Genomic DNA, 14,049 nt, shown 5'->3' on the forward strand with positions numbered 1-14,049 from the left:
TTTACACATTTTCAAAAAAAGTGTCTGAATCATTTGAATCATAAAATTCGTTTATCCAAAATATTGTATATAGTTCCTCTTCGCCTATATTTTTAATGTTATGCGTATACCAAATCGGAATGTCTACATAGGCAGGTTCTTCTCCATATAAAAAATAATCAAAAATCTCGCTAGTTCCAATTTTTCTCAATTGGATCAATGCTTTACCTTTAATAACAGAAAATCTTTCTATTTTTCTTGTATGAAAGTGATTCCCTCTTGTTATACCTTTTGAGGTAGTAGAAAAAGAAACCTGACCACCAGACTCTAATCTTATAATTTCAACAAAATTTCCCTTTACATCAATGTTATTTTTATATTTAATGGGGAATTGTATTTTCAAATTTAAATAAGATCTAAAAGTATTAAATAAATTTATTTCAAACTGATTTTTCAAATCAGGTATTTGTCCGTTTTCTAAATATTTAGTTTTAAAATTAAGTAGAGTGTTTAGAATTTCAGAAACCTTTTTTGTATCAGTATGTTCAATTGTAATTTTACTATTAGTATCTGAGTCAAATATGTTAATTATTTTTTTAATTAGGTCGTTTATGTAAATAAGATTAAGGGTTGCATCCGTTTCAATTTTAGGAACCTCATTATTTATTAACTGATGACAAAATGTGGATACGACTGAATTATAAAATGGTACGCAAAAAGCACCAAATACATTTGGGATAATTAACCCTTGAAATTTACCAGTTGATAAATTAGCCCAATTTGCAAATAACTCCCTTGCCATTTTTTTGGAATTCCCAAATATATTACTTCTCTCCTCTTGTTTTGAGGAAGAAAAAATAACTTGCCCCTTGAACTCTGTTCTTTTAAAAGATTTAACTAATCTTTCGGCCAAACTCACATTTGTTTCATATATGGCACTTTCTTCACAATGTCTATTTATTCCTGCCAAATGAACTATAATATTACATTTTGATACAAACAAATCAAGATTAATATCTTCATTGAACCACTCTCTTTTAAATTCAATTAATTCAAATTTGCCACTATATAATTCTAGGGTACGACACAAATGCCATCCAATAAAACCATTTGAGCCTGTTACGCCAATCTTAATCATAATTAATACGAATAATTAATTGAATCAAATTCTCCCAAAATATCCTTTCGAATTATTGGTAGTTTCAATAACAACTGTTTCATTCCTTCTATATCTAAAATTGTTGTATTGTGAGAGTGATACTCATTAAAATTTGCAATATCAGGCATCCCCTCTGAAAAATATTGCTCATAGTTTAAATCTCTGTTATCAGCTGGAATTCTAAAATACTCACCAAGATCTTCAGCTTTGATCATGTCTTCTTTGTTTACTAATGTTTCGTATAGCTTTTCACCATGCCTAGTGCCGATAACTTTAATTACACTTGATGATTTATATAATTGTATTAAAGCTTGAGCCAAAGTACCAACAGTTGCTGATGGTGCTTTTTGAACAAATAAATCCCCCTGATTAGCAAACTCAAAAGCATAAAGTACCAAATTAACAGCATCTTCTAATGTCATCATAAAACGTGTCATGTTTGGATCAGTCAGTGTCAAAGCCTTATTACCCTTAATTTGATCAATAAATAATGGGATCACCGAACCACGAGATGCCATTACATTGCCATATCTTGTCCCACAAAATATAGTCCGTTTACTATCCAAGATTCTTGATTTAGCGACCATTACTTTTTCCATTAATGCTTTTGACATACCCATCGCATTAATTGGATAAGCAGCTTTATCTGTACTTAAAACTACTACTTTTTTCACTTCATAATCATGAGCAACAGTTAAAACATTGTCTGTTCCAATTATATTGGTCTTTACTGCTTCCATTGGAAAAAATTCACAAGAAGGAACTTGCTTTAATGCCGCAGCATGAAAAATATAATCAATGTCTTTAATTGCAGGCACTAGACTTTCTTTATCTCGAATATCCCCAATATAAAATTTAACTTTAGTATTATTTACCCTTTTACGCAAATCCTCTTGTTTTTTTTCATCTCTACTAAAAATTCTTATCTCTGAAAAATAATCAGTGTTTATGAAACGGTTTAAAACTGCGTTTCCAAATGAACCTGTTCCACCAGTAATTAATAATTTTGCGTTTTTAAACTTCATTTGATTTTCTGGTTAGTAATGAATGTATTTTTGATCCAACAGCACCCTCTCCATAATGTTTAATTGCTTTTTCTTTGGCATTTTCACCCATAATTTTTCTCTTATACTCAGGCAGATTGTAAAAGTTAATTATTCCCGTTGATAGTGCTGCAGCGCTATCATCTCTTGTAAAATATAGACAGTCGTAAAAATAAGGCGGTATAGATTCTAATTTGGTTGTAAGTATTGGTACTCCTGTGCTCATATATTCGAGTAGCTTTGATGGGAAAGAATACCTAGAAGAATCTAATTTAATTGGTCTTGGATTGATAAGTAAATCTGAAGAAATAAGAGTTTCCAATAAATTATTTGAATGTTTTACGCCTTCATAAATTATTCTATTATCATTTTTGGAAGCCAAAATAACATCATTTATTAATTCCCCTTTACCCAAAATATGAAACCTAAGATTATCTAAATTTATAGCAGAGATTGCTTTCAATAAAATATCAACCCCATTATTTTTGTTTAAGCCTCCAGCAAATACAATCTTAAAATAATTATTTTCTTTTTTATGTATTAATTTTTCAAAAAATCCTATTTCACTATTTACAATTCCAGGTAAAATTAAAGCGTTTTTTAATTTAAATTTCAATACAAAAGCCTCTGATAAACAGATATAAGAATCAAATTTATTTATCATAAATTTCATCAACCATTTATCAATATTTCTAAAAAATTTTCCTAAAAAACCATCACTTGATACTTCTAAACCATGTTGGTCAGTTAAGATTAAAGAAATTTCAACTTTTGATATGAGCTTTAATAAAATCGCATATAACATGAATGGTGTATGAGTACCATGAACAAGAATATAATTTATTTTATTCTTATCAATTACCTTAATTCCAATAGGAAATAAATTAATAAAACGTGTTAAGTGTTTTAATAAAATTAAATTTATAAACCCGATAAAATGACCACTATAATAAACATCATTAATTGATTTACTTTTAAAAAATAATTTTTTTACACTGGGATAATTTCTAATTTCTGCCGTTGAGATAACACTTACATTGTTAAAAGAATTCTTTAAAGATTTAATAATTGAATTAGAAAATTTATTTGTTGCAAAATGGGGATATTCATCTAATTTTTCAATTTCTAATTGTAGACTCAATGGTAAGGCAAATCCTAAATACAAAATAGAGTCTTTATTATAAATTTTCATGTGCCAATTTAACTTGGGTGCCTCTTAAAGCAGACCCTAGATTATCTCGAAAAAAAAAGAATGCAATTGCAGGATAAAACCAAATAAGTTGACTAAAAAAAGTAATAAAAATTATCAAAAAAACAGTTAGGTATTTTTTATTGTTAACGTACAAAATATAAGACAATAAAATAAAAGAAATTATACCATAACGTTGGCTTAACTGCAGAAATGTATCCCATCCCCCTAAGTCAGCAGCACTCAAATAATTTTTATAATATGTATTACCAAAACCAAATAAAATTATTTTGATATCATTACTAAAGAAATTGTAATACCTTTCATATCTATATATAAAACTTTCCGAACCAACTAATTTATTTTCCAGATGATAATTAAACTGTTGGAACAAAAAATATAGAAATATTGGAGAAATAAAAATCAAAAATTTTAAATTATTTTTAATTGGCATCGTTGTTAAAATTACTATTATCAAAATAAAAAAACCGGCAGTTGACCTACCAATTAAAATAGCAACAAAAATCAAAACTATAGGAAAAGTAATTCTACCAGATCTTCTTAGTCTGGACCAAAAAGCAATAATATAAAAAAGTTGAGTGATTCCAGGTTCACGACCAAAACCAACAAATCTTTCTGAAAGTTGATCGTCTTCTGTATAGTGAATGTTTGTTACTATAAATGTTTTATGATAATAGCCACCATAATCATAGGTAAGAGCATAATTTAAAATCGCCGGATAAAAACTTATTAAAACAAAAATTGGTATTCCAAACATAAGTGACCAGTGAACCAATATTTCATTCGCATAGAAATAATGCTCTTTTGTTACTAAACAAGACAAAAAATAAGATAGTAAAATTGAAATAAAAAATCCAAAACTTATTATATCTATTTCTTTGGAATAAATAGTATCAAGCAAAAAGCCGTAAAAAAATAATAATAATAAAAATAAAATTAAGATTAAAAAATTGAACTGCGCAAATTTAATTTTTTTAAATAAGAGAAATGGTAGTAAAAAAATTGTAGTAAAAATTATCTTCTCTACGTTTTCAAAAAGTGGAGATGCACTTATATAAATTACGGAAGCAACACAAAATGTATTTAATTTTTTTAAAGGCGTAATATTAATAAATGAACTCATTTTATTTAACACTATAAAAATATTACAAAAATTGAAGTTCTTTATAAAAATTTATGAAGAACTGAGCGTATTCATCATAATTTGATTTTGCAATTCTTTTATTAAATACTCCATTTTTTTTTATTAATTTAACTATTTTTTTTAATTCAAAATTAAACGACTCAAAATTCCTTGGATTATAAAAAAATACCTGATTGGAAAATTTTTTTAAGAAATAATCATTTTGTAAATCTTTTTCATATCCTGGCAATAAAACCATCCCTCCTGAAAATAATGATTCATATACAGTTCTTCCAGTACAAAATTGATTTTCACCTCTAATTAGACAATTTATATATGAAAACGCACCACTATCAAATAAACTATCAATTTCATCAGTCCATATTATATTATTATTATTTTTATATTTTTCCTGAATTATAGTTGCATAATTATTAATCTTTCCAATTATTAAAAGTTCAACATTTTCAATTTTGGATTTAAAAAAAGATTCACAAACAAATTCAACTCCTTTATCTTTACCAATTACACCAGCTATTGAAAATATGATTTTTTCTGAATTAAAATATTTATTTAAATCAGGTCTTAACTTTGTTTGTGCCTCGAAAGGGTTTTGTTGAATAAATAATTTATTTTGATCTATTTCTAAGCCAGAATTCATAATTCTTGACGCTACTGCATAGTCTATACATACAAATCTTGAAATATGATTTAAACTAGATTTGAAAATGAAAATATTTTCCAAATTTACTAATTCTCTGACATGTAATATTATTTTACACGTTTTTAGTGATTCACTTTCCAATATATACTGAACTAAAGGCAAAAGCACCACACTATTTAAGTGAATTATATCTGGTTTGGCAGATTCAATTTTTTTGATTACCGGTTTTTTAAAAATAATAAATAATAAATTGGGCAGATATACAGAAAATAAATTTTTAATGAATCCTGGACTTATGTGCTCAAAACAAGAATTTGAAATAGGCAACCAAGTGGCCTCTATCTTATTTACATTAATAATTTTTTTTTTGACTCCTTTTTTAAAAAAATTAATCAAGTCTTTTCGATAGAGATGAAAAAACTGAATCCCTTTTTCATTTTCCATTGAAATGAAATGATTTCTAATACTTGTTGCAGCGCCATAAGTACTATTAAAATCAGAATGCCCAATAACTAAAACTTTGATAATATTTTAAATTTTAAACTTGAAATTTATATTAAACCATTAGATTTTTTATTATAGATTCTAATTTTTTTGATTCTGTTTCCCATGAAAGCTGTAAGGCAACTTCTATTGAGTTATTTTTGATTAAATTTAAATCTTTCAAAGATTTAGATTTCAATGTTTTAATCATTGATTGAACAGTAAAATCGTCCGAAATTATCCCAACACCAAACTCTTGTGCAATGAGAGACATTTCAGGAGAAGGCCCAATTACAACACCTAAACCAGCTTGGATAAATTCAAAAAATTTATTCGGTAAGTTAAATTTGGTGTTAAATCCTGCTGGTACTAAGAAGTAGAATCCAATATCGTATGAACAAAGCATTTCATTTATTTCAGAAAATGGAACAGGATCATGAAAATTGACATTTTTGGATTTATGTCCAAGCACTTTTAATTCTCTAATGTAATTTTCGTCACCAGTCAAATAAAAATCTAAAGTATATCTTCCTTCCAAACCTGCTAGTACAAAAATCATATTTTCTAATAATCTATCTCTGTTAGCAACACCATGATGAACTAGTTTAACAGGAAAGTCTTTGATTGGTTTATACTTTACCTTATTGTAATAGGGAGTACTTCTTATAACTTCTGGTCTTATTGAAAATTCTCTCTCAAATAACTCAGCTAAACCATTTGAAACTGTATAAAATCCATCTATTTTTTTTAATAATAATTTACAAAGATGTCTTTTTTCTGGTGCAACGATATGTCTGAAATAAAACGAGCCTTCCATTTCTTTCGGATAATATTCTCTTGCGTCTAAAATAATTTTTGATTTATTTGTATAGTTTTTTACGAAAAAAGGCAATAGTGTTAAATCTTCTACAATTATTAAATTGTAGTATTCATTTTTAAGTCTTTCTTCTTGATCTTTGATTTTCCAAATAAGTGAATATGTTTTATGGAAAAATGATATACCTAATTTAAATATTCCAGCAAGGCTATTAATTAACAATAATAATCGTCTGAAAATTTTAAAACTATTTGAAATTTCAGAGGGATTAATTTCAAATGTTAGAGTAACCTCTTTCATCTTATATTTTAATCTAGGGGATAAAGTATGTACTTCAAAACCCATATTGTAAAGTAGTTTAATCGCTCTATTAGGTCTGGGGTTACCCGATGGATCTGGTAAAGAGGCGACAAGTGCTTTTTTCAAAATTAGTTACGGTTAAAAATATTTTACAATCTGTTCGGCTGCGTTTCCAACACCATATAATAACTTTGGATTTGAAGGAAACGTAATGTTATTATAAGCGTTTACAATAACATTTGTATCTGTACCCACTAGATGGTTAACTCCTTCATCTAATAACTCAACCCATTCTGTTTCAGACCTAGTAGTTAAACAAGGCTTTTGGAAAAAATATGCCTCTTTTTGTAAACCGCCGCTGTCAGTAATAACAGTTGAGCAATTTTTCAACAGCCACAACATTTCTAAATAACCAACTGGATCAATTACGTTTAATTTACTTATATCGATATTTTCTTTTTTGATAATAGCTTTCGTTCTTGGGTGAAGTGGCAACACGACTGATGAGGAATTTTCAGCAATATGTGTTAGCGCATGAATAATAGATTTCAGCTTTTCGAGATTATTAGTGTTTTCAGCACGATGAATTGTTGATAATATAAAATTAGAACTAATATTTAGGTAAGGTATTTTCTTTGCTTTTAAACCATAATAAATAGTTGCATCATACATTACATCACCTACTAGCCTTATTTTATCTGAACCAATTCCTTCATTGTTTAAATTTTGATTAGCAGTTTGAGTTGGTGTAAATAGCATTGTTGAGGCATGATCAGTTAATACACGATTGATTTCCTCCGGCATAAATTTATTAAATGACCTAAGTCCTGCCTCAATATGCGCTACAGGAATATGCAATTTAGCAGCTGCAATTGTACCAGCTAAAGTTGAATCAGTATCGCCATAAACAATTACCCAATTTGGTTCTTCTTCAAGTAACACTTTTTCAATACCTTCTATCATTCTACCAGTATTTTGGCCATGAGTTCCACTAGATATATTTAAATTATAATTTGGATTGGGTATTTCTAATTCATCAAAAAAGACATTGCTCATATTTGCATCAAAATGTTGTCCTGTATGAACAATAATCTCAGTAATATCTTTTCTATTTTTAGAAAATGCTTTAGAAACTACTGCTGCCTTAACAAATTGAGGTCGTGCTCCTACTATTGTAACAATTTTCATTTTTATATTTAAATATTTGATTGATTCTGTATCCACCTGCAATAATTTATTAGGCGCCAAGCTTGAGAACTAAATTTCTTTTTCCCATCTATTATTTCATTTAGTTCAATTATTATTTTTTCTAAATTAAGAAATGGAACATCTTTAGGATTTATATCAACCCATTCATTTATTTCTTTTTTTAATTGTTTAAGCCAAGCGTTTTCTGGTGTTTGGAAACCAATTTTATCTTTTCGATCTAAAATTTCGTCGGGAACAATTCCTCTCATCGCCTTTCTAAAAACATATTTGGTTTCACCTTGCGGAGACAGTAAATAATGCTCAGGCAAACTCAGTAAAAATTCTGCCATTTCTATGGTCAGAAATGGCACTCTACTTTCTACCGACCACATCATAGAATTTCTATCACCATGACGTAACAATTGAGACAGTCCACATCCAAGTAGTGCACTTCTTAATTGTTCAACGAGCCTCCTTTTCCTTCCGTCAACGGAAGAATTGTTAAAAATTGAAGGTTCAGCCTTTAATTTGTTTTTTAATAAATATTGCTTGTTTAACCAGATTGGGTTATCAATATTAGTATTTAATAGTACTCTAATGTACTTGCTTACTGAAATTGGTAACATTACAGTTATAAATATTCTTGCAGAATGCCCTAGATGACGACCTGGCCACTTGGCCCAATTATATAAAAAATTAAGCCCTCTCAAATAATGCCCTCTTTCCTTTAAGCTCAATATATATCCTTCTGGATATCCACTATATCCTGCAAGTAATTCATCAGCACCTTGACCATCTAAAGTTACAACTACACCTTGCTTTCGAGCTTCTTTATAAACTCTATATTGCGCATATATACTAGTACCTCCAAATGGTTCACCTTGAATATTAATCATTTTATCAATATCTTTCACAAGCTCGTCATAGCTAACATTTATTTTATGTGGGATTGCATTAACGTGATTGTTTATGATATCAGCCCATTTTTCTTCATCAACAGTTGACCCTTTGGCAACATAACTAAAAGTATGGATTGGCATATTAGGATAAAGATAACGCATGGCACAAACTACTGCAGATGAATCTAATCCTCCTGAAAGGGCTGCTCCAATTGGAACATCACTTCGCAAATGAAGTTGTATATTTTTTAAAAATAATTCGCGAAGTTGTGAAGCTGCCTCATTAAAACTAATATCTGAATTTTCTTTAATAGAAGGCTGCCACCATTTTTCTTGTTTTATATTTTCGTAATTATCTAAGTTTATTTTTAAAAAATGTCCTGGCAACAAATGCAAAATATTCTCATAAAATGTATTAATATTATTGTCATAACTCCCATAAATTAAATAATCTAATGACCTTTGAATATTAATCTTTGGCTTATTTTGAAATAATTCTAATATGGCTGGCAGTTCAGAAGCAAAGCGTATATTTCCATTTTCAATATTATAAAAGAAAGGTTTTATACCAAAGGCATCGCGAACAAGAGTTAAAGTATTATCATAGTTATCAAAGATACAAAATGCGAACATCCCAATTAGTTTGCGAAGACTGCTTTTTCCCCAGTGTATCCATGCAATTAATAATACTTCGGTATCTGAATCTGTTCTAAAACCATAACCTAAAATTTTCAAATCATCTCTAAGCTCACGATAGTTATAAATTTCACCATTGAAAATAATAGAATATCTACCATCTATACTGCTCATGGGCTGATGTCCTCCTGATGTTAAGTCAATTATTGATAAACGAGTTTGACCTAACATTAATATTCCATCATCTATTTTAAATTTTTCTATCCCACTATCATCAGGTCCGCGATGTCTCATTTTATTTAAAGCTAAATTCATTTTCTCAAAAGAATTTTCTTCAAAAGACCTTTCGTAAAACCCCACTATACCGCACATAAATTATTTTTTAACATTGTTTAATTTTATTATGATTTTAATTATAATAAAAAATCATAACAGGTTAAATAGAAAAATTGTATTAATTTTTTGTAATTTATCCCATAAAGTAAATCTTTCGTAGAAACATTTTATATCTTTCTTTTAAGGATATAACGTTTTAATAATTTCAATTCTGAATAATTAATCAAATTAACATATAACGAAAAAGCAAAGAAAAGTAAAATAGAAAAGATACTGAAGATTAATTTATATTCCTTAATGAAGTTTAAATTATTGATTATTACAATTGCTATAATGGCAAATATTAGTGATGAAATTATTTGTTTCCACTGATAAGGAATTTTGTATAACCTCTGACTTATAATCAAATTTGCAATAAAAATAAACAAATGAATCGTTAATGTTGATATGGCAGCACCGACAATACCAAAATTTGGAATCAATAAAAGATTCATTAATATATTGAAAATAGAACCAATTATATTAGTCCACATCACAAATTTAGATTTTTTATAAATCCAAGGACCAGGGGCAAAAACACTATAACATTGTGATAAAATTGATGCAGGAATTAGAAAATAAATTACTGTATTAGCATTTAAATATGCCTTGGTAGTGAAAAATTCTAATAATTCATTAGATAACAAACAAACGATCAAATAGGCGATGAGTGATAAAAATATAAAATATCTGAAAATTTGTGCTATTTTTTTTGGTGTTTCATCATCCTCAAATTTTTCGTAAATTATTGGGCCAAGTGATGCTTGTACACCTATTAGAAAGATACCTGCTATACTAGAAATTCTAGACCCTAAACCAAAAATCCCTACTTGATCTAATGAAACAAAATGGTTAAGCATTATTCTATCAATGTATAGATTAATCCAAACAGATATTCCTGAAAATAGTAAGGGGAAAGAAAAGGTCAGCATTTGCTTTAGATAAGTAAAACTAAATACTAACTTAAAAATATTTTTATTTAAGTGAATAACATAAACAAAAGTGAAAATACTTCCAATTAAATACCCAAGAATAATTCCTAGTAATTTATATTTAAAAATAACTATAAGTATAAAGGAAGAAAATACAGTTACTAAGGTATTTAATATGTTCACCTTAGCGTGATCTTTACTTCTTGAATCAAATCTCAATTGATTTGTATAAAGATAGTTAAGTCCATTAATCCATAAATATACTAATCCTATTTCAAAAAAATATCTTTGAACTTTAGGCCCGATAACAAAATTGGCAACTTCTTTAAAGAATATGAAATTTAAAATGATGAAAATTGAATAGCAAAAAGCAGTAAAGTATAATGATGTACTTGCGTATACTGTTTTAATATTTTTATCTTTTTCTTGGATGTAAAATCTAGCTAATCCGGAAATTATATCAACTGTAATAGTCATATTAATAAAAGCCAGGTATGCTAAGAAAATGTCTAAAATACCATAATCAGATGGATTAAGTACTTTAGTATATAATGGGATTAAAAAAATTGATAACCCCTTTGATAAAAAGGAGGGTATAGTATAATAAAATGAATCTTTAAAGAAATTTTTAACCATTGTTAAAACCAATTTTGGTATCTATACTTTGTATAATTAACATTATTGATTTTATTTAGATATTCAATTTGTTTATTATGGATATATTTCTCTGTTGATTTCCAATTCATTCTCAACTTAATCATCAGTAATGTTTTAGCAGAAAAAAAAAGTGTAGTTTTTCGAAATAAAAATATTTGAAGAAATAGTTTTAATAAAATCCCTCTAAATCCAAAGTTCTTTTTTAACAATTCTAACAAAGCAGTTATAGGCGGTTCAATATTTTGAAGTATTGAATAACTTATGATTGCTTTAATGTGAGAGATAAAGCCATGGTTTTTTAGTGAGATGAAATTTTTAATTGCATAGTCTTTATTTGAATATTTTTTAATCAACAAGGCTGCAACTAGTAAGTCTTGTAAAGATTTTACCCAATACTCCGAATTTGTTAATTTAGTTCCTTCTGCAACAAAGGTATCTCCAATAGTTTGGTTTATTATATATGGCCTTTTAGTTGATTCTAATTCTAAAATAGTTAAATAGCCAATTACTGTTTGTGGCCAAATCATGTTTGAAAGCTCATTTGACATCGTTTTATTTGAAAAGATATCCGATAAACAATCTGTTGCAATAATACTAACAAATGCATTACCATATTCGTAAAACAATTTAAATGAGTCTTTCGAATTTACAAAACCAAATTTGTCTGATATAATTTTTCCACTAAAAATATTTTGAATTACTGCACTTGGGCTATGATCTAATGCCTCTATAACTGAAAGAAAACCGTCTTTATTTAAAGCATCATCATCCCCCAAAAACATAAAATATGGTGTATCGACTTTTTTAAATAAGGATAAAATATTTTCTACACCACTTACGTGTTCTTCTCTTTTAATATACTCAATTTGAATATTATTATTTTGAAATATTGGAACCCATTTTTTACAAATTTCTTCGGTATTGTCTGGAGAATTATTATCAGAAATTAGTACTTTAACCTTCACTGTAAATTTCAAGACATCAAACAATAATTTGAAAAAACTCTCTAAATAAAATGCCCGATTGTATGTTGGGACTCCGATAGTTAATATACAATTGTCATTCATTTCTTAAACAATAGAGTTTTGTTAATGTATAGTACAAAATATTCAATGAAAAAATTAAGTATATCTTGATATACGATTAACTCAAAATTTTTATGAAATGATTGTTGATTAGATTAGGTGTTATAAAAACAAATATCTGAATTATAGATGTTGTTAACTTTAATTAACAGTTATATTTAAAAAATAATTTCTTGTAAATTACTTTGCCCTAGTTAGAGATATAAATTCAACAATTTTATCAAATATGTAGTTGAAATGTTCTTCATTCAATCCCGGCCATACACCTAACCAAAATGAATTATTCATTACTTTATCCGTATTAATTAAATCTTTATGAACTCTGTATTTAGTTTTTAAATAAGCAGGTTGCTTAGTTAAATTTCCACCGAATAGCAATCTTGTCCCAATCTTATTAACTTCTAAATATTCCACTAATTTATTCCTATCAATCAATTTACCATCTCTAATAGTTAACAAAAATCCAAACCAACTTGGATTTGAATTTTCGGTTGCTTCTGGAAGTATAAAATAATCTTCTAAATCTTTGAATTTATTATAAAGCAACTTGTGATTTAAACGTCTTGTTTCTATAAATGAATCTGCTTTGCTTAATTGGCTTAATCCGATTGAAGCTTGCATATCCGTTGCCTTCAGATTAAATCCAATATGAGAATAAGTATATTTATGATCATAACCATCAGGCAAATTGCCTAATTTTTGGCAGTATCGTTCTCCACAGGTATTATCTTTTCCCGGAGCACACCAACAGTCTCTTCCCCAATCTCTAAAACTTTCAGTTATTTTCTTTAATGATGCATTATTAATTAATACTGCTCCTCCCTCCCCCATTGTAATATGATGAGCAGGATAAAATGATAAGGTTGCTAAATCACCAAATGTTCCTGTTTTCTTATTATTGTAAGTAGCTCCTAATGAATCACAATCATCTTCAATAACCCACAATTTGTGTTTTTTAGCGATTCCCATTACCACTTCTAAATTAAAAGGATTCCCCAAAGTATGAGCAATCATAATTGCCTTAGTCTTTGGAGTTATGGCAGATTCAATATCTTCTACCTTGATATTGTAAGTTGGTATATCAATATCCAATAATACTGGTATACACCCAAATTGGATCATAGGGTTTATAGTTGTAGGAAATCCTGCAGCGACTGTAATAATTTCGTCTCCTGGCAAAATAGCTCTTTCGCCTAATTTAGGAGAAGTTAATGCATAAAATGCTAAAAGATTTGCCGAAGATCCAGAATTAACTAAAAGTGAAAACCGACTTCCAAAATATCTTGCAAGTTCGCGTTCAAATTCATCAGAAAATCTACCTGCAGTCAACCAAGCATCTAAAACCGATTCAACTCCATAGAAGATATCATCCTGATCAAGTACTTTTCCAGTTACTGGAATATAATCATAACCAGGGTGAAATTTTCTATTTAATCGATCACTAATAATTTTTTGAATTTCTAATCTAATCGTCTCATTAATATTTTTATATTCCATAA

Annotated in this window: 11 protein-coding genes; all 11 read right to left on the reverse strand. The window is 28.0% G+C overall.

What is annotated here, in order from left to right:
- Window position 1 precedes the first annotated feature (1 nt).
- Entirely contained in the window at window positions 2–1,117 is a 1,116-nt protein-coding gene (locus tag ESB04_RS09510) for a polysaccharide biosynthesis C-terminal domain-containing protein (protein WP_129027499.1), read from the reverse strand.
- Window positions 1,118–1,119: 2 nt separating this feature from the next.
- On the reverse strand, window positions 1,120–2,163 hold the full coding sequence (locus ESB04_RS09515) for a polysaccharide biosynthesis protein (RefSeq protein WP_129027500.1): 1,044 nt from the start codon (window positions 2,161–2,163) through the stop codon (window positions 1,120–1,122).
- Window positions 2,153–3,373, reverse strand: a complete 1,221-nt coding sequence (locus ESB04_RS09520) for a glycosyltransferase family 4 protein (protein WP_129027501.1) — start codon at window positions 3,371–3,373, stop codon at window positions 2,153–2,155. The genes ESB04_RS09515 and ESB04_RS09520 overlap by 11 nt, the downstream gene beginning before the upstream one ends.
- Complete coding sequence (locus ESB04_RS09525) at window positions 3,360–4,514, reverse strand: hypothetical protein (protein ID WP_129027502.1); 1,155 nt, start codon at window positions 4,512–4,514, stop codon at window positions 3,360–3,362. Before ESB04_RS09525 ends, ESB04_RS09520 begins: the two co-directional genes overlap by 14 nt.
- Before the next feature lie 22 nt (window positions 4,515–4,536).
- A complete protein-coding gene (locus ESB04_RS09530) occupies window positions 4,537–5,622 on the reverse strand; it encodes a glycosyltransferase family protein (protein ID WP_129027503.1) in 1,086 nt (361 codons plus the stop codon).
- A gap of 112 nt (window positions 5,623–5,734) precedes the next feature.
- The gene (locus ESB04_RS09535; protein WP_129027504.1) at window positions 5,735–6,904 is read right to left on the reverse strand and encodes a glycosyltransferase family protein; all 1,170 of its coding nucleotides are present in this window, start codon (window positions 6,902–6,904) and stop codon (window positions 5,735–5,737) included.
- A gap of 12 nt (window positions 6,905–6,916) precedes the next feature.
- The gene (wecB, locus tag ESB04_RS09540) at window positions 6,917–8,002 is read right to left on the reverse strand and encodes a non-hydrolyzing UDP-N-acetylglucosamine 2-epimerase (RefSeq protein WP_235832216.1); all 1,086 of its coding nucleotides are present in this window, start codon (window positions 8,000–8,002) and stop codon (window positions 6,917–6,919) included.
- Entirely contained in the window at window positions 7,975–9,873 is a 1,899-nt protein-coding gene (asnB, locus tag ESB04_RS09545) for an asparagine synthase (glutamine-hydrolyzing) (protein WP_129027506.1), read from the reverse strand. Before asnB ends, wecB begins: the two co-directional genes overlap by 28 nt.
- A gap of 131 nt (window positions 9,874–10,004) precedes the next feature.
- Window positions 10,005–11,444, reverse strand: coding sequence for an oligosaccharide flippase family protein (locus tag ESB04_RS09550; protein WP_129027507.1), 1,440 nt, complete (start codon window positions 11,442–11,444; stop codon window positions 10,005–10,007).
- Window positions 11,445–11,446: 2 nt separating this feature from the next.
- The gene (locus tag ESB04_RS09555) at window positions 11,447–12,532 is read right to left on the reverse strand and encodes a glycosyltransferase (protein ID WP_129027508.1); all 1,086 of its coding nucleotides are present in this window, start codon (window positions 12,530–12,532) and stop codon (window positions 11,447–11,449) included.
- A gap of 198 nt (window positions 12,533–12,730) precedes the next feature.
- Window positions 12,731–14,047, reverse strand: coding sequence for a lipopolysaccharide biosynthesis protein RfbH (gene rfbH / locus ESB04_RS09560; RefSeq protein ID WP_129027509.1), 1,317 nt, complete (start codon window positions 14,045–14,047; stop codon window positions 12,731–12,733).
- Window positions 14,048–14,049: the final 2 nt, after the last annotated feature.

The sequence above is a fragment of the Aquirufa rosea genome (assembly GCF_004118285.1).
GTDB classification, from domain to species: Bacteria; Bacteroidota; Bacteroidia; order Cytophagales; family Spirosomataceae; genus Aquirufa; species Aquirufa rosea.